The following is a 25,429-nucleotide window of genomic DNA, read 5'->3' as shown; positions in this document are numbered from 1 at the left end:
CTTTTGCAATGTGTTTTTTATCTGCTAATAATCTGTCCTGTTTCGGGCACTAAGGACTGCTCCAGTTGCACAGTGAAGTGAACATCGAATTGAATTTCCGATTACCGCCGTCCGACCATTACTAAAACTTTCGAGCGACTTGAGCACTTTCGCTGCAAGTACGCTGCCGTGCGGCGCATGCAAATGCGCGGGAGGAATACGAATGGCTCGAGCTCACCCCAAACTCAAGGTGTTGTCGATTTTTGGCACACGCCCGGAGGCCATCAAGATGGCCCCGCTGGTCAAGGCGCTGGCTGCCGAACCTGGCATCGATTCGCAGATCTGCATCACCGGCCAGCATCAGAGCATGCTGCAGCAGGTGCTGGACATGTTCGAGCTCAAGGCCGATTACACGCTCGACGTGATGACGCCAGGGCAGACGCTGAACACCCTGACCGCTGCGCTTTATGCGGCCATTGACCCGGTCCTCGAAGCCGCCCGGCCTGACAAGGTGCTGGTGCATGGCGATACCACCTCGGCGATGGTCGCCGCAATGTCGGCGTTTCACCGGCGGATTCCGGTGGCGCACATCGAAGCAGGTCTGCGCACCGGTGACATTCATCAGCCGTGGCCGGAAGAGATGAACCGCCGCAGCATCGATCTGATTTCCGATCATCTGTTTACCCCCACGGCCCAGTCTCGCCGTAACGTGTTGGGCGAGCGGTTGCAGGGCACGTCGTTCGTCACCGGCAACACAGTGATCGACGCGCTGGAGATGACTGCCGAACGCATCGACAGCAACCGCCAGTTGCGCGTCGCCCTCGACCGTCAATTCAGCTTTCTCGATTCCAGTCGCAAGTTGCTGTTGGTGACCGGGCATCGTCGCGAGAACTTCGGTGACGGCTTCCTCGACATTTGCAAAGCGCTGCGCACACTGGCCAGTCGCAACGATATTCAGATCGTTTACCCGGTGCATCTGAACCCGAACGTGCTGGGGCCGGTGACCGAGCATCTGGGCGATCTGCCCAATGTGCACCTGATCAAACCGCTGGACTACCTGTCCTTTGTGCGCCTGATGCAGCTGGCCCATGTGGTGCTGACCGACTCTGGCGGCGTGCAGGAAGAAGCGCCGTCCCTAGGCAAGCCCGTGTTGGTGATGCGCGACGTGACCGAACGCCCGGAAGCCGTGGCCGCCGGTACAGTGCGGCTGGTGGGCACTGACCCCGACGCCATCGTGCGTGGCGTGTGCGCGCTGTATGACGATGAGCACCTGTGGCGCATGGCGTCGCAATCGGCCAACCCCTATGGCGACGGCAAGGCGTGCTCGCGCATCGTCGATGCGCTGATGGGCCGGCCGGTGGACGAATTCGTGGTGGAGACGCCCGCCCGGCGATCCGAATCCGTCGAGGCGCAGCGCCCGCAGCCTCATCTGCGTTCGGTGTCCAGTCTGCATTAGCGACGACAGTGAGCGCCCGCTGAACGCCTGCCGTGGCGTTCAGCCTTCGGCGTAGAGCGCCCATATAGAAAGCCCCGTGCCGCGAGCCCCGCGAACAAGTCACGGCTGACCAGGTCGGCCGGGTCTTTCGTGCGCCGGTCTCCCGTGTTTCGTCCGATTTTTGACCGAGATCTGCCTGAATGAAGTCTTCCGTTACCGTTCACTCGGGGGCGCTCAGTGCCCTTGCCTGCGGCATGAGCCTGCTGGCCGTCGCGCCTGCCTTCGCCGCCGAGAGCCCGTTGAGCCAGGCCATCAGCCGTCTGGCTGCTGATACCCGTCAGCAGCGGGTCATTGACCTGAAGGACCTGGGCATCGACCGCCCGATCATCCTCAACGCCACGGACGCTCGTCGTGAGCTGTACCTCCCCGTGCCCGCCGACGTGCCGCTGACCGACGCCACGCTGCATTTCGACGCGAGCTACCTGAATGGCGAATCTGGGCGCAACACGCTGCTCTTGTCGCTGGACGGTTACCCGGTGCGGGCCCTCGGACTGAACGAAGGGGAGGGCGACGCCAGCGCCACGATCGGGGTCGACAAGTCGCCCCGGGACAGTGGCTCGGTGCGTCTGGGCGTGGCGTGGTCGTCGATCATTTCCCGCGTGCAATGCGAAGACGAGCGCGCCATCGGCAACGTGCTGCGCATCGATCCCCACAGCCGTTTGAGCTACAGCTTCGACGCCAGCCAGTTGCAAGACGTTGGCGCCGCGTGGAATGCGCTGCCGGGCAAACCGGGGATTCTGGTTGCGCCGGGTGCCTTGTCCAGTGCCAGCTACGACGCCGCCTGGCGTCTCGGCGTGGCGGTGGAACGCATCGGCAAGCAGGCGCGCATCGTGTCGTTCCCGTCGGTCAAGGACAGCATCGAGCTGGGGGACCTGAACATCCCGGCTGAACTCAAACAGATCCCGGCCTTCGCCAGCCTCGACGGCAAGGGCCTGCACACCCTCGACGACCCGGCGCAGATCGGCGCCCTGTTGGTGTTGGGCCAGACCCCGGCGCTCAATGCCGACCTGGCCATCAACGACCCTCAGTTGCTCAAGGCGGTGACCGAATCGCTGGACGCCTTGCAGGCACAGATTCAACGCCTCGACGCTTCGGCGGGCAGCGCGTTCACACAATGGCGCGACCGTCACGTCAATGGCGCGCTGGCCTCGGGCACTGACAACGTGCGTCTGGCCATGCTCGGCGCGCACCCGCTGCTGCTGATCAATCAGGACGCCGCTGGAAAAGCCATCGGCCTGTTCAGCGCCGCCTGGAACAAACTCGCCCGCACTCGCCAATTGACCGTCGGCGAAGAAGCCAACATGCCCCTGAGCGAAGACGGCCGCGTGGCGTTGAGCCGACTGGGCGGCAAGCCCGGCAGCGTCGATGTGCTGGCCAAGACCGACTGGAGCGCGAGCTTCCCGTTGGGCGCCGTGGCCTACGACGGGCGCGTGCCGGTCAGTGCGGCGGTGGACGTGTCCGCTGCACCTGGCGCTTCCGGCACGCCACCGATTGCCAGCCTGTTCCTCAACGACTATTTGATCGGCGCCAAACAGCTCGATGCGGATGGCCAGAAAGAACGCATCGAAGCCCGCATTCCGCGTTATGCCTTGGGTTCGCAGAACATTCTGCGTGTGTCGTTCCAGCGTCAGCCGGTCAGCGACCTGTGCCGTGAAACGCCGCAAGCGTTCCCGGTTGCGGTCCTGCCGAGCAGCCACATCACCCTGGACAAGGCGCCGCTGGACAGCGACTTCTCTGGCATGGCCGCACGCTTCGCGGCGGGTGCTCAGGTCGTTGTCCCGCAAGGCTACCTCGACCGCCCGGCGGCCAGCCTGCCGCAAGTGATCCGCATCGCCAGCGCCAGTGGTGTGTCGCCGTTGCGCGCTGACTTCAAAGTCAACAGCGACGCCAAGGCCGCGCTGTCGCCGGACAAATCGTTCCTCGCCTTCGAAGTGCCAGTTAAAGACAGCACGGAATCGGTGCAGGTCAACGGCGAAGGCCACCTGCTGATCAACCAGAAGGAACAAACTCTGCTGGACTTGAAAACCCTCAATCACCTGGCCGCCCTGCAAGTGGTCGATTCGGGCAGTCAGCACGGCATGATCTACCGCACCCTCGGCGGACAGGCGCCGAACTTCGCTCGCCCGGTCCTGCTGGAGCGCGGCAACGTCACGGTGCTGGGTGACAACGGCCCGCTGACCACCTTCGACGCGAAGGACCCGACCGGCAGCCAGATGATCGACGACGAAGAACCGAAAGGCTTCGACGCCTGGCGTAAACCGTCGGCCTTGTGGCTGATTCCTGCGGCCGTGATCGCCTTCCTTCTGCTGTTGCTGGCCGGCCACCGCGCCCGTCGCAATCGCCAGTAAACGGGAGCCGCGATGACCTCGCTTTATTGGCCCTACTGGCTGGCCCATTACTACAGCGCGCTGGAAGTCGCGACCATCGTGGTCGCGGCGATCATCCTGATTTCCAGTCTGGACGATCTGTTCATCGACCTGTGGTACTGGGCGCGGCGCATTTACCGCAAGTTCACGGCCGAGCGGCGCTACCGTCCGTTGACCCCTGAACAGTTGATCGCCCGCGACGAGCAGCCGCTGGCGATCATGGTCCCGGCGTGGCTGGAATACGACGTCATCGCGCCGATGATCGAGAACATGGTCTCGACGCTGGACTACCAGAACTACGTGGTCTTCGTCGGCACCTACGTCAACGATCAGCGCACCATCGACGAAGTCGAGCGTATGCGCCGTCGCTACAAACAGCTGCACCGGGTGGAAGTGCCCCACGCGGGTCCGACCTGCAAGGCGGACTGTCTGAACTGGGTGATTCAGGCGATCTTTCTCTACGAAAAGACCCACGGAGTGAACTTCGCCGGGGTGGTGTTGCACGACAGCGAAGACGTGCTACACCCGCTGGAAATGCGCCTGTTCAACTACCTGCTGCCGCGCAAGGACATGATCCAGCTGCCGGTGGTGTCGCTGGAGCGCAATTGGTACGAGTGGGTCGCAGGCACCTACATGGACGAATTTGCCGAGTGGCATGGCAAGGACCTCGTGGTGCGGGAAAGCATGACCGACAGCGTGCCATCGGCGGGCGTCGGCACCTGTTTCTCGCGCCGCGCCCTGCAAGTGCTGGCGGATGAAAACACCAACCAGCCGTTCAACACCGACAGCCTCACCGAAGACTACGACGTGGGCGCGCGACTGGCGCGCTACGGCATGAGCGCGATCTTCGTGCGTTTCCCGGTGCAGTACCGGGTGCTGCGCAAATCCTGGTTTCGCGAGCCGTACGAATCGACGCTGGAAATGCCGCTCTGCGTGCGGGAGTTCTTTCCCGACACCTTCCGCACGGCGTTCCGGCAGAAAGCCCGCTGGACGCTGGGTATCGGCTTGCAAGGCTGGGAGCAGATGGGCTGGAGCGGCTCATTGGCCAACCGCTATCTGCTGTTTCGCGACCGCAAAGGCATCGTCACGTCGTTCGTCAGCATCATCGCTTACCTGATCCTCGCGCAGTTGCTGGCGCTGATCGTGTTGCGCGCCAGTGGGCTGTGGAACACCAGTTTCCCGACGCCGTTCGAGACCAACGGTTTCGTCGGGTTCCTGCTGGCGGCCAACGGCATCGCGCTGCTGTGGCGCATGGCCCACCGTTGCTACTTCACCACGATCATCTACGGCTGGCAGCACGGCCTGCTGTCGATGCCGCGCATGGTGGTCGGCAACTTCGTCAATTTCATGGCCGCCGCTCGGGCCTGGCGTCTGTTTTTGGTGGGCAAGGTCCTCAATCGCAAACTGGTCTGGGACAAGACCATGCACGATTTCCCCTCCACCGATCTGGTGGCCCGTGCGCCGCGCAAACTCGGCAGCGTGTTGCTGTCGTGGCAGGCGATCAACGACGAAAACCTGCAAAGCGCGCTGGACGAACAACAGACCCGGCAAATGCCGCTGGGCCGCATCCTGCTCAGCCACGGCTGGCTCGACGATGAAACCCTCGCCGAAGCCATCGCCTTCCAGAACGACCTGCCACGGGTGTTCGACCTCGCGGCCAAAGTGCAACCGCAGTCGGCGCTGGCGGATGAGTTCTGCCTGCGCTGGCGCGTCGTGCCTTTGGCGCTGGACATTGACGGCCGCCCTGAAGTCGCCGTGGCCAGCCCCCTGTCGGACGAAGGCGTGCAGCAGATCACCGAACAGATGGGCGCTGAGCCCGTGCAACTGATTGCCCGGGAAAGCGAGATCGTCGAGCAATTACGTCGCCTCGACGTGGTGGCGGGTCAGCCGCTGCCATCGGCCACGCCACTGCTGGGCGACCTGCTGATCGAGCAGGGCCTGCTGGACCGGCAGACCTTCAACCGCGCCATGTTGCAGTACCGGCCCCATGTGCATGGCCGCATCGGCGATTACCTCGTCGACACCGGCGTGCTGTCGCGGGAAACCATCGAGCAGGCCGTGGCCCGGCAACACCGCCATTCCTCACCGGACGCCTCAACGGAGCAGCCCTCATGAGACTTCGACTTTTTCTGGGCCTGAGCGTCCTGCCTGCGCTGTGCCACGCCGAGTTCAACTCGACCACGCAACCGCAGATCCTGCCGCTGGCCCTGACCGGCCCGGCATTCGAGATCGCCAATCAGGCCTACGCCGCCTACAACGACAAGGATTACGACCTGGCCATCGCCAAGGCCCAGGAAGCCTTGCGTCAGCGCGCCGATGTTGACCGCTTGCGCAAACTGATTCTGCTGGCGGAGCGGGACAAGGATCGTCGCGATCACCCCGAGCGTTACCCCGGCAACAAGAAGGGCTTCCAGAACGGCGACCGCTCGTTGCGGGCCTACGCCAACGGCGATTACAACCGGGCGGCGGAGTTCGCCCGAAAAGCCATCGCCGAGTCGCCGAAGAACCCGGACTACCGGATGATGCTGATCGAAGCCCTGCAACGTCAGCAAAACCTGGACGGGGCCGAAGCCGCCATCAACGACGCCGTGGCCGTGCTGGGGGACTCGCCGCAACTGACCCGTCGTCGAGAGGCGCTGCACGAACAACGGGCAGTCAACATCGCCGCAGCGGGGTACGCCTCACTGGCCCGTGGCGACAACGATGCCGCCGTCAGCTACGCCCGCGACGTGGTGCGCCAGTACCCGCAGGAAATCGCCTACCGACGCCTGCTGGTCAGCGCGCTGATCGCTCAGGAGCAATACGCGGCAGCCCGTTCAGCCGCCACCGAAGCACTGGCCCTCAAAGGCAACGACGCGCCGCTGCTGGCCCAGCGCGGGCAGATGCGCATGCGTTTGGGGGACAAGCGCGGCGCGCAGCAGGATTTCAGCCAGGCGCTGGCCGTCGGCACCTTGCCGTTGCGTGATCAGGCGTCGCTGTATGCGGCGCTGGGTCAACCGAAAGAGGCCTTGGCGCGCATGCAACAGGCGCGGGCCAAGGGCGAGCTGAAGCGTGGCGACGAAGTGCAGATTGCCTACTTTCTGAGTCAGGCGGGGGATGATCGCGGCGCGCTGGCGGAATTCAAACGCGTGGACCGCACCCAAGGCCTGAGCCCCAAGGAAACCCAGGACGCCGCCTACAGCGCCATGCGTGCGCCGGACGACGTGCAGGCCATCGCCTATTTCAAGCGCGTGCTGGATTATCAGGAGACCGGCGATCTGCAGATGCCGGATCAACAAGTGTTCGACACCCGACGCGCGGTGTCCGACCTGTCTCGCGTCTGGGGCGTGACCAACACCACGACCTATCGCGGCGCCAGCACCTCCAATGGTTTGAGCGGCGCACCGAGCAGCAGCAACGACAGTGTGCAGAACAGCACTGAAATTTTCTGGCGTCCTGAAGGCTATCGCGATGCGCGCTTCGTCGAGCTGTACGGTCGAGTGACCGACACGTTGTGGAACAAGGAAAGCGGCAACGACAAAGGCCTGGATGCGTTGCAAGGCGCGGTCGGGATTCGCGTCAAACCGTTCACCGAATACAACGTGATGGCTGCGTTCGAGCGCACGTTCCCGCTGGCGGGCAGCAATGTCAGCGGCGACTGGCTGGTGCGTCTGGGCTACGGTTCGAGCATTGGCACGGACCTGCGGGTCGATGTGCCGAGCTGGTGGACCTCGCAGTTCTACGCCGAAGGCGGGCGCTACCTGCGGGACAAGCGCAACTACTTCAACAGTGAGTGGCAACTGGGGCGCAGCATTCGCCTGGACCGGGTCAGCCCGCGTCTGGTGATCTTCCCGCACGTCGTCCTTGCGGCGGATTACGACTCGAAAATGCACAGCTCGGTCGATGCGCTGGGCCGCAACAAAACGTCCTCCGATAACGCCGGGGGCGCGGGGGTCGGGATCGGGGTGCGCTACTGGTTCCGCGAAACCAAACACAAGGCGCCGCAGTCTTACATCGACTTCTCCGTGCAGTACCGGGAGAAGATTTTCGGGGATGACAGCGCGCAAGGCGTCTTTGCCCGCATGACCTATTCGTGGTGACGTTTTGCAAGGATCTGCCATGTCACGCCTGCTGAAGACTTCCCTCGCCGCGCTGTTCATCGGCGTGCTGGGCGTGGCCATCGATGCGCTCTACGAGCTGGGGCAAGACACGCGGCCGAACATCGTCGGCATCGTCTGGCAGCCGGACAACGCCACGGTGGGGATTCACGGGGACTGGCAGAAACTGGGCGTGCGCGAATTACTGGTGCAGTGGACGGCGGTGGACGGGCAGGCGTTCGTCCCGGGTTCTGGTCTGCCTGAAGTGCCGGTGCTGCCGGACTGGGCGCGCATCGCCAAAGCGCCTTGGGCGCAGGACGCGATTGTCGGGCTGGCCGGGTTCTTCAGTGAAAACCGTTCGCGGGACAACATCGAAGAACTGGCGACGCTGTCCGAACGGCTGGCCAAGGTGAAGACGCCGCTGAACGTGACGGGCTGGTATTTTCCGGCGGAAGTCGACCCCAGCTGGAGCCGCGCCAAGGAACTGCCCGCGCTACTGGCCCGCTTGCCGAGGCCGTTGTGGATCAGCGTCTACGACGGCGCCAACATCGGACCCGAGGCGACGGCTGACTGGCTCAAGACCTGGCTGCCGGACGACATCGGTGTCTTTTTTCAAGACGGCGTCGGCGTTTACGCCCGCACCGCGCCCGTGGCCAGAACCTATGCCGACGCCTTGCGCAAAAAACTCGGGAAACAGCGGGTGAAAATCATCGTCGAAGCCTTCCGCCCGCAAGTGGGCGGAGGGTTCAGACCGGCGACCGTCGATGAACTCAAGCCGCAACTCGCCGCGTACTGGGGCTACCCGCTCTACCTGTTCGACGGCCCGCATTACGTCCCGCCGGACGTGGTGGAGGGGTTGGCGAGGTAAGCGGGCGTTTTGTCACAGGCACCGCGTATTCAGGGTTTGCTGCCGCTTCGGTCGGGCGCGACCCCGGGCCGATCGCGAGCAAGCTGGCTCCCACGCCTTCGGCAGAAGCGGATTGAGGCACGGTTCACGCTTTTGATTCTGGCCGGAGGCCGTAGGAGCAAGCTTGCTCGCGATCTGTCGCGAAGAGGCAGCAAAATCAGACTCCCTCGGCTTCGCCAGACACACCGCATGCGTTGATTCTACTGCCGGTGCCCGGCATATCGCAGGCAAGCCAGTATCTACGGCCTTCGGCCAGAATCAGAATCGCTGTGACCTTTCACACCCACCGCAATCCCATCACCGCGGATTACGCCGCTCTTCCACTTCAGCCAACACTGCCAAATCCATCTCCCCCTGACCGTGATCCACCGCGTCCTGCAAATTGGCGCGGACCCGCTCGGCGGTCGGCATCTCAACCGACACCTGCTGGGCCGCCGCCAGCACCAAATCCACGTCCTTCAACCCCAACACCGCCTTGAACGCTGCCGGTTCATACCGACGCTCACCGATCAACCCGCCATACCCCGCATACACTGGGCCGGGGAAGATGGTGTTGGAAATCAGCTCGACGAAGTCCTTCGACGCCAGACCATGCCGCGTCACCAGCACCGCCGCTTCGCTGACTGCCTGCACCGCAGACACGATCATGAAGTTGGCCGCCAGCTTCATCGCGTTCGCGGCCGACGCTTTCTCCCCAAGCGGCCAGGTTTTACGACCGATCAAATCGAACAGCGGCTGAACCTTGGCAAGCGCCTGTACAGGCCCTGCAGCCAGGATATTGAGCTGCGCCGCCGCTGCCACATTCGGCCGACCCAACACCGGCGCCGCAATGTAATCCACACCCTGAGCCTTGTGCAGTGCAGCCAGCTCATCGGCGAATTCCACCGAAATGGTCGCCATGTTGACGTGGATCAGCGGCCCTTTGAGCTGTTGCAGCAGCCCTGAATCCAGCAACACCGACCGCAACGCCTTGTCGTCGGCGAAGATGCTGAACGCCACGTCAACGGCGAACGCCTGCGCCGGGTCTGTTGCCGCCTTGGCGCCCAGTGCGACCAATGGCTCAGTGGCCTTTGGCGAGCGGTTCCAGACCACCAGTTCGTGGCCGCCCTTCAACAGATTGGCCGCGACGGCCTGACCCATGTTGCCCAGTCCCAAGAAACCGATTTTCATCCGAAGTGCCTCCAGAAAGTGATGCCCGCAGGCCACGCACTCTAGCACCTCGACCGGTCAACGCACGCGGTCAGCCCTGCAACGTCTCGGTGATCCGCCGCAGCATCGCATCGCACGCCGCCAGTTGCGCGACGCTGACGAACTCGTCTGGCTTGTGCCCCTGATCCATGCTGCCCGGCCCGCACACGACGGTGGGAATGCCGATGGCGTCGAACAGCCCGCCCTCGGTGCCGAACGCCACGGTGGTGAACGCGTCCGAGCCACAGAATTGCGCGATCAACTGCGCGGCCTGACCCTTCGCATCGGTCGCCAGACCAGGATAGGCCGACAGCTCGGTGAACCGGATGTCGCTGCCCGGATGCACCGCTTGCATGCGCGGCAGCACCTGGTCCTTGGCGTAATCCTGCAACCGCTGCGCGACGTCGAGCGGGTCATGGGCGGGCAGGGCGCGCACTTCGAAATCGAAGCGGCAATCGGCGGGCACGATGTTCAAGGCCTTGCCGCCGCTGATCACGCCGGTCTGCACCGTGGTGAACGGCGGATCGAAGCGTGCGTCGTGCAGTTCTGGAGCGCGCAAGGTCGAACCGATGCGGCCCAATTCGCCGATCAGTTCGGCGGCGTATTCGATGGCGTTCACGCCCTGCGGCGCATAAGCCGAATGACAGGCCGCGCCATGCACGTCGCAGCGCATGGCCAGTTTGCCTTTGTGGCCCAGCACCGGCTTGAGTTCGGTGGGTTCGCCGATGATGCACAGTAGCGGCTTGACCGGACGTTGCTCCAGTTCCGCCAGCAACGAACGCACGCCGAGACAGCCGACTTCTTCGTCATAGGACAGCGCGATGTGCACCGGCATTTTCAGCGGCGCGGCCAGCAAACCAGGCACGGCCGCCAGCACGCAAGCGATGTAGCCTTTCATGTCCGCCGTGCCGCGCCCGAACAGCTTGCCGTCGTGTTCGCTGAGTTCGAATGGCGCGACGGTCCAAGGTTGGCCGTCCACCGGCACCACGTCGGTGTGGCCCGACAGCACAATACCGGGCAGGTCCGCAGGGCCAATCGTTGCGAACAGATTGGCCTTGCTGCGCGACGCGTTGTAAATCAGCTCGCAGGGCACGTCGAACCCGGCCAGATAGTCCCGCACGAACTCGATCAATTGCAGGTTCGATTCGCGGCTGGTGGTGTCGAACCCCACCAGCGCGGCCAACAGGTCCCGGCTGTTCATGCTGTGCACCCTTCGTTCATCGACGCGTCATTCATCGCCCGGCACACCATAACGGGGGGCCTTGGTCGGGTCGAGGGCGCGGGTCAGGTAATCCTGCATCTGCGGGCGGTAATCGCGCCACAGGTTTGCCAGTGTGCCGATGGGGTCTTCCTCCGCCCAATCGACGCGCAGATCGACGATGGGCCAGCTGTGATCGCCGACCACCACCAGCGCCGCCGAATGCACCGGACCGGCTTCACCCCCGGCTGCAACGGCCGCTTGCATCGCGGCGATCAGCCGGTCGGCGAGCAGGCCGTCATGGGTTTCGAAAGCGTGAACCAGCGCCTCGATCACCGCTCGGTCCGCGAGCATATTGCCCGCGCCGACGCACTGTTCTCCCGATAACGCATGGTGCGTGCCGAGGGTTTCGCTGCCGCTGAAATGCGCGGTTCGACCGAGGTGGTCGATGGCCGTGAGCTGACGAAACTGGCGGTACTCATCAAGGCTCAGCGCCTGCGCCACCGCCTGCTCAGAGGACAGGCCGTTTTCCATCTGATCGAGTGCGAGCGCGCCAAGGGCGGGGAGGGTGATGTTCTGGGTCGACACGGCGCCCACGCCGGGCCGCAGCCAAGGGCAACGGGCGCCCACGGCAATGCTCGACGAGCTGATGGCGATGCCCAGTTGACCGGTGTCGGCGCAACGGCCAACGATGGAAAACGTCATGGTGTGTTCATCCTGTTTCGTCCTGACCTGCCATTCACCGCTCCGCAGCGTGGCGGAGTGGATGGCGCATGACGGCATTCTGGAGCGGTGCCGTCGTGGACGAAACGAGGATTTTCGTGAGCGCTGGTTAGGGAAAACCGTATCAGCCTGAACGTGATGCAGGCAGACGAGGCTCTTCGGTGCGCCCCGTCCGCCACACGCAATGTCGCCAGCCCGAATCGTCGGCTTCGCCCGTCAACGCAGGTAGCGTCGCTCGATGTCACGCATGCGTTCATCACCTTGCAACATGATGATCTCTTTCACGGAGGGAAGATCCGGGTCCACGTGCTGGATACCGCGGTCTTTGATGATTTGCGCGAACGTTGTGCGCATCGCACCCACGGCCGCTCTGATCGCGTGATTGCCGTAAATCACGATCCCGACCTTGCCCAAGGCTTCGATGTCTTTCTCGGTCAGTTGAGGGTACGCGGTGGGCACGAGCACCAGCGGCACGGTTCCCGACCATGCCTTCACGAATTGAAGGATTTCATCGGGCGTCGGCTGCTTGGAGTGAATGAGGATGGCATCGGCGCCCGCCGCTTCGTATGCCAAGGCTCGGGTAATCGCTTCCTCTTGTCCCAGCCCTGCGATCAAGCTTTCAGTGCGTGCAATGACGACGAAGTCCTTATCGGACTTCGCCTGCACCGCAGCGGCGATCTTGCCTTGAAACTCTTCGAGACGAACCAGTTCCTGCCGCCCATCAGCGCGCAGGCTGGTGTCTTTCGGAAATGTCTTGTCTTCCATGACCACCGCCGAGGCACCCGCCGCCTCATAAAGGGGGACGACGTAACTGACGTTGACGGCATTCCCGAAGCCTGTGTCGATGTCTGCAATGAGCGGGATGGACGTGACCGAGGCAATGGCGCGCATCATGTCGAGGTGCGTTCCGCTGGATAGAATATTCGCGTCAGGCACCGCGTAACTGGCAGACAGTTCGAAGCCACTGCCCCAAATACCGTGAAAGCCCGCTTCTTCAGCCAGGACCGCTGACAGAGGATTGTGTGCCGCCATTGCCGTGAACAACTCGCGGCTGTCGAGGGCTGCGCGAAGGCGTTGATGCTTGCTCATATAAACTCCTGAAGTGGCGTTGGAACTTGCCCTTTATAACGAGGACAGAGTCAGTGTTGACGCGACATCACTCACCGCGCTCGGGACTGAGGCGGCGGAACGATCGGTCAGCGTGAGTAAAACGGGCAGTCCTGTTTCAGAGGACGGCTTCAAACATGCGTTTTCAGAACAGTGTTGTCAGGCATCTCTCGACCATACTCAGCCCTTCGCAGACTTCTGCTGAAGGTTGTTTGTGCGTGATCTTGAAATACTTGCGGGCGGGCGGCGCGTCTTTGATCGGCTCGACGACGAACTCATCGGGCCGGATTTTCCTGACCCATTCGCCTACCGAATTCACGACAATCGACCATTGCTGCTCATCCACCAGCAAGTCAGGAATCAGACTGGCCATGTCCAGCTGTACCCGCCTGACCTGCAGGCTGCCCAACGTCCGCTCATGCCATAACTGAAAATCCTTGCTCCAGCGCCAGAAGATTTCCTTTTCAGGATCGAGCTGAGCGACATCGACCTCCGTTGGTTCCTCACGGGAAGGTCCTGAACGGCGTAGCAGGCAAAACCCTTCTTCCGTGAACGGTGACATCAGCACATTGGAAGGCACCGAAACTTCGCGTGCGAGAAAGGCGATATCCATGACTTTCGTGGACACCGACTCAACGGACTCTTCGGTATGTTCCGTGTGAATGCGAAGGGTCATGCGTGGCGCACACTGATAAAGCATTGAATACAGGGGCGGTAGCAAATACATGTTCATGCTGTTTGGCGCACTGATATTCAAATGAAGATTGAAGTTCGTGACGCCAAACCGGTCGATATCGTTCAGCACGTCCTGGAAGCGTTCTGCCAGCGGCAAAAACGCCTTTCCCGAGGCGGTGACCCTTATACTGTCGACGCCCTTATGGCGTTCGATCAACGTCACGCCCAGTTTCTGTTCAAGTTCTTTCAAGCGGTAACTGATGGCCGACGGCGAAACATGAATACTGTCCGCCGCCGCCCTCAGACTTTGCTCTTTGACGATGGCAAGAAATGCACTCACGCCCAAGTAATACATGCCACCTCCGCACGCTGGATTAAAGCAATGATGGGCGCCGATAACGCATCCTTGCGACGTCATGACAGGGCGCATTGCAGGTCGCCGCAGCATAGCAAACGTCCTCCGGACCCGAAGGATGTGCAGGTCATACTGTCGTGCGCGAAACGGGGGTTGGCGTGTCGGTGACGGTTGGCGCGGGCGTCACCTGACGCCGATTCATCTTCAGCACCTGAATGTGCGCGAGAATGCAAAACAGCACGCAGAGCAGCGACCCGCCGAACAGCACCATTATTCCGCCATCCCAGCCCATGCGGTCGACGGCGATGCCAATCAACGTCGTACCGGCGGTTGCGCCGACGATGTAGCTCATGAAGCCGCGAAGCCCGGTCATTGAACCCACGGCGAAGGACGGGACGATTTCCATGCCTTGGACGCTGGCCAGAAACTGCGGGATGTAGATCAGACAACCGATCATCGCGGTGAAGATGACCACCGATACGACGCTCGTGGCTTTCCAGTAGCCGACGATGCAGACGATGATCATCAGCGTCGAGATGATCGCCAGTGGCATGCGCTGGCCTTTGAAAAACGTGTCGGAAATCCAGCCCGCCAGCAGCGTGGACGGAATCGCGGCCCATTCGAACAGCAAGAACGCGACTGACATTTCGGCCATGGAGAAGTGTTTGTATTCCGTCAGATAAAGCGGCATCCAGGACACCATGCCGAAACGAATGACATACACGCAGGCATCCACCATCGCGGTGTACCAGGCGGATTTGTTCGGCAGTACGTACCGACGGAAGATCTGCCACGTGGACAATTCACGGCCGGGATGCGCTTCATCTTCCGGCGAGGGCGTACGTGCCGGGTGAACGGAAGGGTCCTCTTCGAGAGGGGTGAATCCTTCGGCGCGTGGGGAGTCCTTCCCAAGCACCAGAACCAGAGGGACAACCGCCAGGGCAAGCATGGCAGGCAACACATAGACAGCGTACTGCCAGCCGCCGACCCCGAAGAAAACGATGCCAGCGGTGATCACCGGCGCCACGATGCCTCCACCGATGTTGTGCGAGATATTCCAGAGCGCCCCGACGCGTCCGCGCAACCTTTTGGGAAACCAGTTCGCCATGGTGATGTAGGCCGGTGCTGCCCCGGTGCCCTGAAACAGGCCAAGTAAGGCCAGAAGGATGACGAACTCCCACAGGCCCGTGGTAAACACGAACGCAAGGTTGACCAATGCACAGCAAGCAAGGCCCACGGCAAGGTATTTCCTGGGACTGGCCTTATCGGCCAACGCACTCATGAAACCTTTGCTGAGTCCGTAGGAAATCAGCAGGACGCTGCTGAGCAAGCCGATTTGTGTGGACGTCAAACTTAGATGCTGTTTCAGATAAGGCGTCGAGAGAGCAAAGTTGTTGCGGACAATGTAATAGGACATATAAGCGAGAAAGCACGAGGCCACCGCACTGATGCCATATTTCAGAAACGTTCTACCGCCCGCTCGGTGTTGAGCATGTTCGCTGCGTTGTTTTTCTTGTAATAGAGAGATCATGTAAATGCCCCGACGTGTTATCGATGACTGTTGAGCGCTGTACGCATTACATTGATGGCCTGCGATACGCCATCCACCGGCTGCGCCCGGGTCTGGTGACTGAGTTGCAAATCGGTGGAGCGCTTGAAGAACGCCAGCGTTCCCTGCGTGACACAGGGCGTGACGTGCAACTCCTCCAGCGTTTCCACCACCTGTTGCATCTCGAAGTAGCGGCGTTCACACGCATTCAAATGACTGACGATCCAGTTGCTCGCTGTCTTTTCAAACGGCGTATGCGTCACGGTGTGGACAATATCGGCCCAGAGCGCCTCATCAACCCCGGACTCGGTCGCGGCCAGCATCGTCTCGATGAGGATGGCCTCGATGCCCTTGGAAAAAACACTGCGCAACATTTTGAAGGTGGACGCCTGGCCCAGTGTCGGGCTGAAGAACCGGGTGTTCAAACCGGCACCGTTGAGGCGTTCACTGAGTTCGCTGGCCTGCGCGCCCCCCAGTAGAATCTTGGTGTCTGCGCCCGTTGCACCCAGTGCACCTAATATCGCGCCCTCCACAAAGAGGGCTGCGGACGGCTGGATGATGTTGAAGATGGCCTGTTTGATCGAAGGCGACGTCGAGTTCAAGTCGACGTAGTACTGCCCTGGCCTCAACTGCTGTGCACTTCTTTGCGCAACGTTCAGCGCGGCCTGCGTCACCACGGTCGATAAGACAATGTCACAGTGTTTAAACAACGCCTCAAACCCCATGACCGTCACCGGCGTTGAGCCTATTCGATCTTTCAGTGTTGCCAATCCGCCTTCCTGTTCGGCCAATACATCATGCACAACAACGCTGCATCCGTTTTCCGCCAGGCGTCGAGCAAAATGAGAAGCCACTTCACCGTAGCCGATAAAGCCCACATTAAGTTTCATACGTGTTCTCTTATTCAAAGTAAGACGGTGCGCCCTTCCCTAATTGCAGGGCCTTTCGTTCGCGCGAGTTTTAGCGACTTAGTTCGATGATTTATCGCTAAGTGACGGGCTAATTCAATGAACGATGTGGACGCGGGATCAAGGCTAATGTGAGGGGAGGGGGGGGTAAAGTGAATTGATTGAGGTATTAATCACTGATTTTCTGCGAGGTCCGCGCGCGCTGGGCGGATTGTTATCGCAACTTCTGACCATGGTGTGGACGGCTGAGTGGGCCAGTGTCCGAAAGAGGTCGATTGAACGCAGGCCGGGTGCGTCAGTGCCTGGCCTGCATGGGAACGTACGCCCTTCTAGAGCTCGTCCTTCAACGTGATCAGCCGCTCATCCGCCGGCACCGGTCGGCCGAAGAAAAAGCCCTGAAAGTGCGAGCAGCCTTCCGCTTGCAGCTGAAGCATCTGTTCGTGGGTTTCCACACCCTCCGCCGTGGTCTCGATCATCAGGCTGTTGCCCATGCCGGTGATCGCCCGGATGATCGCCAGCGCCTCTTTGTTCTCGGCCATGTCCTTGACGAACGAGCGATCGATCTTGATGCGGTCGAAGGGGAAGGAGCGCAGGTAACCGAGGGACGAATACCCGGTGCCGAAATCATCCAGCGAAATTGCCACACCCAGGGCCTTGAGGGCGCGCAGCGTCGAGACGTTCTCGTCGCTGTCACCCAGCAGCACCGATTCGGTGATCTCCAGTTCGAGGCGTTCGGGCGCCAGGCCCGAGTCCGCCAGCGCCAGTTCGACGATGGCGATCAGCCCCGGGTTCTTGAACTGGATCGGTGACAGGTTCACCGACACCGTTTGCAGTGTGCCCCAGCCAGCGGCTTCCTGGCAGGCGAGGTTCAAGGCGCGGGTGCCGACTTCGTGGATCAGCCCGGTTTCCTCGGCCATCGGGATGAAGTCCATCGGCGGAATGATCCCCTTGATCGGGTGAATCCAGCGGATCAGCGCTTCGTAGCCGGAAATGTCCTGACCGTCCCGGCTGACGATGGGCTGGTAATGCATCTTCAACTGGCCGAAATGCAGCGCGGTTCGCAAGTCGGCTTCTAGGGTCCGGCGCTGGCGGGCGATCTCGTCCAGTTCCTGGCGGAAACGCTCGAAACGGTTGCGACCATTGCGTTTGGCTTCGTACAGCGCCATGTCGGCGTAACCCATCAGTTGCTCGGGTTTGACGTGGTCTTCGGGCGACAACGCGATGCCCACGCTGACGCCGACCGAGCAGCTGTGGCCGTCGATCAGGAACGGTGGCCGGATGGCCTGAATCATCCGTTGCGCCGCCAGTTCGGCGGCCTCTTGGGTGTCGAGCTCCGGCAGAATCACGGCGAATTCATCGCCGCCCAGGCGCGCGAGGGTGTCGCGGTCGCGCAACTCGGACCGCAGGCGTTCGCTGAGGGCGCGCAGCAGTTTGTCCCCGAACGCGTGGCCCAGCGCGTCGTTGACGTCCTTGAAATCGTCAAGGTCCAGGCACAGCGTGCCGGTGATTTTACCGGAGCCGGTCGGCCCGTTGGAGCGTGCGAGCGCTTCCTTCAAACGCTGCTGAAACAGCGTGCGATTGGGCAATCCGGTCAGCGCGTCGTGGTGGGCCATGTGGTGAATCTTGGCGTTGGCCGCCAGCTCATCGGTCACGTCTTCGGCCACGAACAGCACGTAATCCGAATGGCTTTCAGTGTCTTGGTTGAGCACCGTGCGGCTGCGCAATGTGCGCAGCCCTTGTGCCGTGTGGACCTGCATCTCGGAGGTCCGGACCTCGCCCATCGCCAGGGTCTGGCTCATCTGCTGATTGATGTAATCCGCCACCTCCGGCCGCAGGCATTCACTGGCAAAACGACCGACCATTTTGGTGGCGGCGAACAACCGTTCCGCCTGCTGATTCACCAGCAGAATCTTGTGCGAGCGTACGTCCTGCACGATCACGCTGGCCGGAATGTTGGCGATCACCGAGTCGAGGAAGCGCGACAGCGTGGCCATCTCGGCGCTGCGCTTCTCCGCTAACTCCTTGGCTTCCAGCAATTGCAGCTCGGTCTTGCGGCGCTCGGTGATGTCCCGGGTGATCTTGGCGAAACCAATCATCTCGCCGTCGTCATCGTGGATGGCGTCGATCACGACGTGGGTCCAGAAATGCGAACCGTCCTTGCGCTGACGAATGCCTTCCGCCTCGAACCGGCCCTCACGGCGCGCGGTCTCCAGACCTTTGGACGGCAGACCGAGGGCGCGATCCTCCGGCGTGTAAAACACCGAAAAATGCTGGCCGACGATCTCATGCTCCTGATACCCCTTCGCCCGTTGGGCCCCGGCGTTCCAGTTCACCACGTTGCCGTCCAGGTCCAGCATGTAGATCGCGTAATCGCTGACGCCCTGCACCAGCAAACGGAAGCGCCGCTCCTGCTCCCGCTGCACCTGCAGCGCCTGATGCTGCTCGGTGCAGTCGCGGGTGATCTTGGCGAAACCCAGCAGCTCGCCCGCGTCATTGCGAACGGCGTCAATGATCACGTGGGCCCAGAACGCGCTGCCGCCCTTCTTCAACCGCCAACCCTGAGCCTCGAACCGCCCTTCGGTCTGGGCGATCCGCAGATTCTTGCTGGGTAAATCAGCGCGTCGTTCGTCCTCGCTGTAAAACAACGAAAAATGCTGCCCTACGATCTCCACCGCCGTGTACCCCTTCGCCCGCTGCGCCCCAGGGTTCCAGTTCGCCACGATGCCTTCCGGCGTCAGCATGTAAATCGCATAGTCCACGACGCTCTGAATCAGCAGTCGGTACATCGCGTCGGAATCCTGGAGTAACGGCATTTAAAGCACCTGAAGGGTGGAAAAGCGTGATGTGGCGGAGTATGGCGTGAAAGTGATGCAAAATCAGGTTGCTGTATAGGTATCGGCTGGAGAGGGGGGAGGTTTAGGGGGCGTCGTCGTGAGCCTGGGCTTGGGCGAATCCTCAGTCTCCGGGTTTCTCCCAAAAAACCAGATGCTCCATCGCACGTTCTGTATCACCCATATCATCGTCTCCTAAGGTAGAGTCGAACCGTTCGGAGATTATTCTTCGGACCGAGCTTAGACTTTGCACGTAATTATTCTCACTTATGAAGCGTGAAAGCTCTTGCGCTTGTAAGTTTTGGTCTTGGCCAGGTGAGTCAAGTTTCTTGTAGAAGTCATGGTCTTCAATTTTTCTCAGCGAGATGATCATGAACTCCAACTCTTGAAGCGCTTTTATCGCTTTTTTTCCTGTGAGCGTTATTTTTCTATTCGTTTTTCTTAATTTATTTTCTTTTGGTGAAGGTGGGCTTTTCAAACTGCAGGTCTCCTGAAACCGCCAACGTTTTTGCCGGCTAGCGCTCAATCTCCCGGCTTTTCCCAAAAAACCAGATGCTCCATTGCACGTTCAATGTCGTCCATGTCGTCGTCGCCACGCTCGTCGTCAAAAGCGTCGGAGATGACTTCTCTCATGTTGGCCAGCTTGTAGACGATGTCGTTCTCGTCGATGAATCTGGTTGTCTCGATGGCGTAGGCGATTGGGTCTACGTCTTTAGGGTCGTCGGCATTGTCGTAGTAATGCCGTGCGATGTTTTTGAGTGAGATGAGCATGTATTCAATTTCTTTCAAAACCGATAGTGCGGAATCTTCCGTTAAAGCAATACTGGTGTTGTGTGGAAGCATCTGATCCTCTTAAGTCTGATTTGTTTTGACCGGTGGGTTTAAAGGTTTTAGGTGCCCCTTGGTCTTGGTTAGAGAACATATATTGTTCTCGTTTGCGGTGTCGATGGCGTGCGTTGTGCCAGCGTTATGGCGCTACGATAACCTTCGGTATACCTGCGTGTCGGGCTTTTTTAATGCATTTTATTTGGCTGCAACTTCTGTGTTCAAAAATTTTCGCCAAGTCACCATGGCTTTAAATCGTCGATGGATTTTTCTGTTATATATTTTATACCTTCTTCTTCAGCGGTTTTTCGGATGTTTGCCCTCAACGTTGTGTCAAAAAAAATAAGTATTTGACCCATCTCAGTAATGCGAGAATAACTGATCAGAAATGAACAATTATTCTCCAGTATCTTTGAAATGGCCGCCCCAGACATTCTCCGCCCTTGTGCTACTTCGAGTAATATGGGCTTGGCGCTAGATGGGGTCGATGGGCTCGTTTTTTTGTATCTGTCTCTGAGTGCTTGAATCGCTTGAGATTTTTGATAAATCATTAGCTCACTGTTCATTGTTGTCACATAGCCTTGCTCCCTGAAGAAATAAATCCCGTCCGCCTTTGGTATGTCTGCATCGACCAACTGACCTCTTTCAGAATTCCAATAAGTAAGCGGGCCTAGTGCGCGTTTCAGTAGTATCTCTGATTTCGCTGTGTGAAAGCCGTAAGGTCCATAGCCAGCGTCGTCAACGTTGTGCTGATAACAAATGCAAAACCCTTGGGGCAAATGCGATGGTTGAGTGAAAATATCATCCTGCTCAACCGGGAATTCAATTGTTAGTTCCATAAATGCTCTACCAGGTGAACACAATTTTCTCGCCTTTGGCGTTGATGGCGTGAATATGCCCAGAGTCATGATGCTTCGGTATCCCTGGCATCCCTGCGTCAGGGTGACCATCAGGGTGTTCGAAATAAGATACGCCCTTATCTGTATGTTTTCTCCCCACGGATCGTGCGCCCTTATACTTCATCTGGCTCCAGTTATCGCCCCGACTGGACGGCTTGATCTCGTCAATATCAATGATTTCACCTCCTTTAGAAACGCGAGGTACTTTTGCATGGTCTTTCGCCAGGGTGTAAGCATGTCGTCGATTGCGAGCCTTGACGACGCTACAACTCCACCCCCACGGATCCACCCATCCCACCGAATTCGGCGCATACCCATAGAGATTCAGCCCACCCGCCAACCCAATCGGATCAGGCGTGGTGAAGCGACCCACATCCGGGTCGTAGAACCTGAAGGTGTTGTAGTGCAGTCCGGTCTCGCGATCAAGGTATTGGCCCTGGAACCTCAGGTTCTGGGGCGCAATGTGCGGTGCGCGGTCTTCGTGAGTGGTGTTGCCCCAGACCTGATAGCGGGCTGTCCACGCCAGGTCGCCGCTGGCTTCGGTCAGTGCTTCCGGTTGGCCGTTGGGGGCGTTGTGGAAGTGGTGGACTGTCTGGAACTCGCCGATGCCGTCGATTCGGGCGAGAGGTTCGTGGCTGTCTTCGATATAGAGATAGAGGCTTTGTTTGTGATGGCAGTCTTCATGGAGCAGACGCAAGCCATCCCAAGTGAAACGGGTGGAGCTCACCCGGCATCCATGGCGGTTGTATTCGTGTTTTTCGATGCGCCGTCCCAGTGGGTCGTAGGTCATGCGCACGACATCGCCTTTGTCGTTGTGAACGGCGATGAGTCGGCTTTCGGCATCGTAGGCGAAACGCTGGGTGCCGCGGCGCAGGCTGCGTTTCTCGATCATTCGGCCAAAGCCGTCGTACCGGTAGTGTTTGTCCTGATACCTCAGCAGCCGGTTGTGCACGACGTGGCCAGAGCCTTGACCCTCCAGCAGGTTGGCTGCCGGATCGTAGGCGTACAGCTCTGTCTCGGTGGCCGGTTCGCCCTCACGAGCCATGAGCCGAGCAGTGGCGTCGTAGTGCAGATAAGTGCGAAACGAGCGTGGCCCATTACGCTCCGATTGCCCCACAAGGTTGTCGGCGGGGTCGAAGTCGTAGTCGGTCGCCCATTGCGCGGGCAATTGCCGGGGTTGATCGGCAGCGCGGCGCGCTCTTGAGCGCAAGCGGCCTGCGCGATCGTACTGCGTGCGCGTATTGAGCTGCGCCTGTGTGCGCAGCACCTCGCGGTGCAGGCGGTCGCGTTCGAAATCGCAAATGACCAGACCGTCCAGATTGATCTGATGCACGTGGCCGCTGCCGTAGCGCAAATGATTGAGCCAGCGGCCATCCGGAAGTCGGGATTGAACCCGGTTGCCCAGCTCGTCGTAGTGGTGCTGGAAAACGCCTGTCGCGCCGGATTCACTGAGCAATTGCCCCAAGGCGTCCCAGGCAAAGCCCACACTGCGAGGCTCAGCACCAAGCCCGGTGAACGTAATGTCGGTCAGTTGATCCCGCGCATCGTAGGTGTACGCGGTATTGCCGTCGGCGGTGACTTTGGCAATCAGACGCCCTGCGGCGTCGCGTTTCAGCTCATGAATGATTGAGTCCTTTGCAAACGCTTCGTCATGAGGCGATGCAAGCTGCTCAATACGCACCACGTTGTTCAGTCTGTCGCAGGCGTACCGCCGTTGACTGCCGTCCAGGTCCTGCTGTAGTACCAGCCGGTCGCCGGCATCCCAGGCAAACCGGTAGTGTTCGCCGTTTTCGTTGGTCAGGGTGTGCAGACGGCCGTAAGCGTCATGAGCAAACCGGACCTGTCGCCGCAGCGCATCGGTCCGTTGTCGAAGCTGGCCGCGCCGGTCACGCTCATACAGCGTGGTCGCACCGGCGGGATCTGTGTGGCGCCTCAGCCATCCGCCGGGTGTCCATTCGTACTCATCGACGCGTCCATCCGGCAACACCTGCTGCAACAGCTGACCCAACGCGTCATGCCGGTACAGCGTGCGCTCGCCCAGCGCATCGGTGATTCCTTGCAGAAAGCCATGCTTGTCGTAGCTGAAGCGCGTGGGAGACCCCGAGCAATCGATGGATTCGGTCAGTTGCCCATACTCGTTCCAATACTGCTTTCGACTTTTGCCGGTCGCGTCGATGATTTCAATGACTTGGCCGTAGCCGTCGTAGTGGAACCGGGTGGTGTGCCCCAGCGGATCGACGGCGTGGGTGCAGTTGCCGCGTGCGTCGTAGCGGTACTGCCAAGTGTGGCCCGCTGCGTCGGTTTCCAGTCGGGGCAGTGACCAGTGTTCGAGCCATTGCGTCAGCTGGCAGCGGCCCAAGGGATCTACGGTGGTTTCGAGATTGCCCGCGTCATCGTAGGTGTAGCGCCACTCGCCCCCTTGAGGATCGGTGGCCCCGAGTAACTGGCGTGCGTCATTCCACGCAAACCGCCACGTCAGCCCGAGGTTATCGATGTATTCCGTGATCTGATGCTGAACGTTCCAGCGTCTTACACTGCGTCGATTCAGGCCATCGGTGACCACCGTGCTCCCAGCGCTCAAGTCGTAATCGAACCGGTATTCGTCGCCCTCGTCGGTGTAATGGCGCACGACACGCCATTCCCGATCGTCGATCAAGGCCCATTCGTAAAAGCAGCGCAGGCCTTCGGGAAGTTGGTGCTCGACCATGCGCCGATCAGCGTCGTAAACGAAACGCCGCTGAACATTGCCCAAGGCATCGCTGACCTCGGCCAGATCACTCGATCCGTCATAGGCATAACGCGCCAACGTCTCATGACTGCCATCGTCAAACACACGTTCAAGTCGCTCGACCCGTCGAGGCCATTGCGCCGAATACGCCAGATCGAGGCACATCACGTTCAGCGAATCGCGCAGCCCCGCCAAACGTCCCTCAACGTCGTACTCCAGATGAATCCGGTTATCGTTGCGATCCCCCAACTGACTCAACCGAAGCCGTGACGGATCAGGCAGCGTAGGTTCGAACAACCGATACAGCCCGTCTTCGCTTTCGATCAGCAGTCGGCCATCGTCATGCCGCTTGACCGCCAGCCCTTCACCTGGGCTGAACACTGCACTGCCCAAGGCGATCGCGCCCATGTCGATCTGACGCGCCTGTTCGTCGGTGTAGATCAGCCGCTCACCGCCTTCCGGATGCGATTCCACCCGCACGCTGACCTCGAACGGCATGCTCCAGCCTGCGCCAAACAGCCCGTCACGGCGTTCGTCACGGCTGTTGTAGGAGCGTTGCCACTCGATGGGCATCAGGCCGGGGAGGGTGAAGTCCAGCTCCTCGGCCCCACCCAGTACCTTCGCCCCCGTTGCGGCATGCACCGGATGTGGCGAACCAGAGACCGCACGGCTCAACGCGCCGCTCACCTGACTGACGACAAAGGTGTTCAGGCCAGCAAACAGCATGCACGGCAAGTTGCTGGCAAACTTACGCGGGGCGCCCTTGAGCATCATCAGGGCGTTGACCGCCAGACCGATGCCGGGCGTCTTGCCGCTGCGGATCGTTCGGACCACGAGCTTTTCGCCGCCAATGCGCACGTTTGGCGAGATCAGCCCCGAGGACACCACCGTCGCGTCACAAGTGCTGCGGTCCCCGCTGCGCACGGCGGGCTGACCGTTGATGAAGACCCGGTCCGATCCTTCGGCGATGTGCTGAACCGGCATGGGCGGGTGCCGTTCGCAGGTCACCTGATCGGACGGTTCGGGTATGACGCCGGGCGCGGGCGTGGCGACAGTGGGTCGCCACAGTTCGGAGAAAAAGCCCTTGGCAATGTCGAGAAAGGTGCCTTCGGGCGCCTCATCGGCGGGCACATCGGCGCTTTCGGACGCCACGCTGCCGGCCGCACGCGCTGCTGGCAGGCCATTGATGAAGACGTTGGGAGAACCGCTGCTGATGTGTGCGCAGACGGTGGGCGGGAACAGGTCGTTCGCCAGGTCATTACAGACATTACGAATGCGCTCGTCCATGCCCGTGGCGTTCAGGCCCACGCCCACGGCGACGCTGACTGCGGCGCCCAGTACACAGGCCCCCAGCCCGCCTGTCGCCACGGTCAAGCTGGCTGCACCCACCAGCGCAGCGCCCACCAGCCCGCCGATGGCAACGTTGGCCGCGACCTCTAGCACACCGCCCAAGGCGTCGGCCAGCATCGAATTGTGAACAAGAGCATCGCCTTGGCGGGCGGCCCAATGGGCGTCAGACATTCCGTGATCCGCGCTGAGAAAGCCGCGGAATGTAAGGGCTTAGAGCGGTCCTGTCTGAGCGTTGAAACACAAAAAGCGCGGCCTTCGTGCTTTTCAGAA

Annotated in this window: 17 protein-coding genes; 5 read left to right on the top strand and 12 right to left on the bottom strand. The window is 60.7% G+C overall.

The window, feature by feature from the left end:
• Positions 1–202: 202 nt before the first annotated feature.
• The 5 genes from wecB (at position 203) to AAEO81_RS20750 (ending at position 8,784) form a co-directional block, all read left to right on the top strand.
• Positions 203–1,435: a UDP-N-acetylglucosamine 2-epimerase (non-hydrolyzing) gene (gene wecB, locus AAEO81_RS20770; protein WP_341958822.1), complete on the top strand. Its 1,233-nt coding sequence runs from the start codon at positions 203–205 to the stop codon at positions 1,433–1,435.
• A 179-nt stretch (positions 1,436–1,614) separates the two neighbouring features.
• Positions 1,615–3,822, top strand: coding sequence for a cellulose biosynthesis cyclic di-GMP-binding regulatory protein BcsB (locus tag AAEO81_RS20765; RefSeq protein WP_341958821.1), 2,208 nt, complete (start codon positions 1,615–1,617; stop codon positions 3,820–3,822).
• 12 nt (positions 3,823–3,834) lie between these two features.
• Entirely contained in the window at positions 3,835–5,955 is a 2,121-nt protein-coding gene (locus AAEO81_RS20760; RefSeq protein WP_341958819.1) for a glycosyl transferase family protein, read from the top strand.
• The gene (locus tag AAEO81_RS20755; RefSeq protein WP_341958818.1) at positions 5,952–7,919 is read left to right on the top strand and encodes a tetratricopeptide repeat protein; all 1,968 of its coding nucleotides are present in this window, start codon (positions 5,952–5,954) and stop codon (positions 7,917–7,919) included. Before AAEO81_RS20760 ends, AAEO81_RS20755 begins: the two co-directional genes overlap by 4 nt.
• Before the next feature lie 19 nt (positions 7,920–7,938).
• On the top strand, positions 7,939–8,784 hold the full coding sequence (locus tag AAEO81_RS20750) for a hypothetical protein (protein ID WP_341958817.1): 846 nt from the start codon (positions 7,939–7,941) through the stop codon (positions 8,782–8,784).
• 336 nt (positions 8,785–9,120) lie between these two features.
• On the opposite strand, the gene AAEO81_RS20745 is transcribed toward AAEO81_RS20750, so the two are convergent.
• The 12 genes from AAEO81_RS20745 to AAEO81_RS20690 all read right to left on the bottom strand — a co-directional run bounded on the left by AAEO81_RS20745 (position 9,121) and on the right by AAEO81_RS20690 (position 25,330).
• Positions 9,121–9,993 carry an NAD(P)-dependent oxidoreductase gene (locus tag AAEO81_RS20745; RefSeq protein WP_341958816.1) on the bottom strand — a complete coding sequence of 291 codons (873 nt, stop codon included), beginning with the start codon at positions 9,991–9,993 and terminating at the stop codon, positions 9,121–9,123.
• A gap of 70 nt (positions 9,994–10,063) precedes the next feature.
• Entirely contained in the window at positions 10,064–11,212 is a 1,149-nt protein-coding gene (argE, locus tag AAEO81_RS20740) for an acetylornithine deacetylase (protein WP_341958815.1), read from the bottom strand.
• Positions 11,213–11,239: 27 nt separating this feature from the next.
• A complete protein-coding gene (locus tag AAEO81_RS20735) occupies positions 11,240–11,914 on the bottom strand; it encodes a DUF1028 domain-containing protein (RefSeq protein WP_341958814.1) in 675 nt (224 codons plus the stop codon).
• Positions 11,915–12,148: 234 nt separating this feature from the next.
• Complete coding sequence (locus AAEO81_RS20730; RefSeq protein ID WP_341958813.1) at positions 12,149–13,021, bottom strand: phosphonopyruvate hydrolase; 873 nt, start codon at positions 13,019–13,021, stop codon at positions 12,149–12,151.
• A gap of 163 nt (positions 13,022–13,184) precedes the next feature.
• Complete coding sequence (locus AAEO81_RS20725) at positions 13,185–14,069, bottom strand: LysR family transcriptional regulator (RefSeq protein ID WP_341958812.1); 885 nt, start codon at positions 14,067–14,069, stop codon at positions 13,185–13,187.
• A gap of 127 nt (positions 14,070–14,196) precedes the next feature.
• The gene (locus tag AAEO81_RS20720; protein ID WP_341958811.1) at positions 14,197–15,486 is read right to left on the bottom strand and encodes an MFS transporter; all 1,290 of its coding nucleotides are present in this window, start codon (positions 15,484–15,486) and stop codon (positions 14,197–14,199) included.
• Positions 15,487–15,617: 131 nt separating this feature from the next.
• The gene (locus AAEO81_RS20715) at positions 15,618–16,508 is read right to left on the bottom strand and encodes a DUF1932 domain-containing protein (protein WP_341958810.1); all 891 of its coding nucleotides are present in this window, start codon (positions 16,506–16,508) and stop codon (positions 15,618–15,620) included.
• Between the two features lie 347 nt (positions 16,509–16,855).
• Complete coding sequence (locus tag AAEO81_RS20710; RefSeq protein ID WP_341958809.1) at positions 16,856–19,339, bottom strand: EAL domain-containing protein; 2,484 nt, start codon at positions 19,337–19,339, stop codon at positions 16,856–16,858.
• Between the two features lie 142 nt (positions 19,340–19,481).
• Entirely contained in the window at positions 19,482–19,835 is a 354-nt protein-coding gene (locus tag AAEO81_RS20705; protein ID WP_341958807.1) for a hypothetical protein, read from the bottom strand.
• Between the two features lie 44 nt (positions 19,836–19,879).
• On the bottom strand, positions 19,880–20,200 hold the full coding sequence (locus AAEO81_RS20700) for a hypothetical protein (RefSeq protein WP_341958806.1): 321 nt from the start codon (positions 20,198–20,200) through the stop codon (positions 19,880–19,882).
• 221 nt (positions 20,201–20,421) lie between these two features.
• Positions 20,422–21,021, bottom strand: coding sequence for a hypothetical protein (locus tag AAEO81_RS20695; protein WP_341958805.1), 600 nt, complete (start codon positions 21,019–21,021; stop codon positions 20,422–20,424).
• A 7-nt stretch (positions 21,022–21,028) separates the two neighbouring features.
• Positions 21,029–25,330: an RHS repeat-associated core domain-containing protein gene (locus AAEO81_RS20690; RefSeq protein WP_341958804.1), complete on the bottom strand. Its 4,302-nt coding sequence runs from the start codon at positions 25,328–25,330 to the stop codon at positions 21,029–21,031.
• Positions 25,331–25,429 lie beyond the last annotated feature (99 nt).

It is taken from the genome of Pseudomonas sp. RC10 (assembly GCF_038397775.1).
GTDB lineage: Bacteria > Pseudomonadota > Gammaproteobacteria > Pseudomonadales > Pseudomonadaceae > Aquipseudomonas > Aquipseudomonas bambusae.
Note: the sequence above shows the minus strand (reverse complement) of the source record. Positions and strands in the feature narration are given on the sequence as shown.

Bases quoted from the DNA above. Each gene is read 5' to 3' on its own strand.
- wecB (WP_341958822.1), top strand. From the start codon at position 203: ATGGCTCGAGCTCACCCCAAACTCAAGGTGTTGTCGATTTTTGGCACA.
- AAEO81_RS20765 (WP_341958821.1), top strand. From the start codon at position 1,615: ATGAAGTCTTCCGTTACCGTTCACTCGGGGGCGCTCAGTGCCCTTGCC.
- AAEO81_RS20760 (WP_341958819.1), top strand. From the start codon at position 3,835: ATGACCTCGCTTTATTGGCCCTACTGGCTGGCCCATTACTACAGCGCG.
- AAEO81_RS20755 (WP_341958818.1), top strand. From the start codon at position 5,952: ATGAGACTTCGACTTTTTCTGGGCCTGAGCGTCCTGCCTGCGCTGTGC.
- AAEO81_RS20750 (WP_341958817.1), top strand. From the start codon at position 7,939: ATGTCACGCCTGCTGAAGACTTCCCTCGCCGCGCTGTTCATCGGCGTG.
- AAEO81_RS20745 (WP_341958816.1), bottom strand. From the start codon at position 9,993: ATGAAAATCGGTTTCTTGGGACTGGGCAACATGGGTCAGGCCGTCGCG.
- argE (WP_341958815.1), bottom strand. From the start codon at position 11,212: ATGAACAGCCGGGACCTGTTGGCCGCGCTGGTGGGGTTCGACACCACC.
- AAEO81_RS20735 (WP_341958814.1), bottom strand. From the start codon at position 11,914: ATGACGTTTTCCATCGTTGGCCGTTGCGCCGACACCGGTCAACTGGGC.
- AAEO81_RS20730 (WP_341958813.1), bottom strand. From the start codon at position 13,021: ATGAGCAAGCATCAACGCCTTCGCGCAGCCCTCGACAGCCGCGAGTTG.
- AAEO81_RS20725 (WP_341958812.1), bottom strand. From the start codon at position 14,069: ATGTATTACTTGGGCGTGAGTGCATTTCTTGCCATCGTCAAAGAGCAA.
- AAEO81_RS20720 (WP_341958811.1), bottom strand. From the start codon at position 15,486: ATGTCCTATTACATTGTCCGCAACAACTTTGCTCTCTCGACGCCTTAT.
- AAEO81_RS20715 (WP_341958810.1), bottom strand. From the start codon at position 16,508: ATGAAACTTAATGTGGGCTTTATCGGCTACGGTGAAGTGGCTTCTCAT.
- AAEO81_RS20710 (WP_341958809.1), bottom strand. From the start codon at position 19,339: ATGCCGTTACTCCAGGATTCCGACGCGATGTACCGACTGCTGATTCAG.
- AAEO81_RS20700 (WP_341958806.1), bottom strand. From the start codon at position 20,200: ATGCTTCCACACAACACCAGTATTGCTTTAACGGAAGATTCCGCACTA.
- AAEO81_RS20695 (WP_341958805.1), bottom strand. From the start codon at position 21,021: ATGGAACTAACAATTGAATTCCCGGTTGAGCAGGATGATATTTTCACT.
- AAEO81_RS20690 (WP_341958804.1), bottom strand. From the start codon at position 25,330: ATGTCTGACGCCCATTGGGCCGCCCGCCAAGGCGATGCTCTTGTTCAC.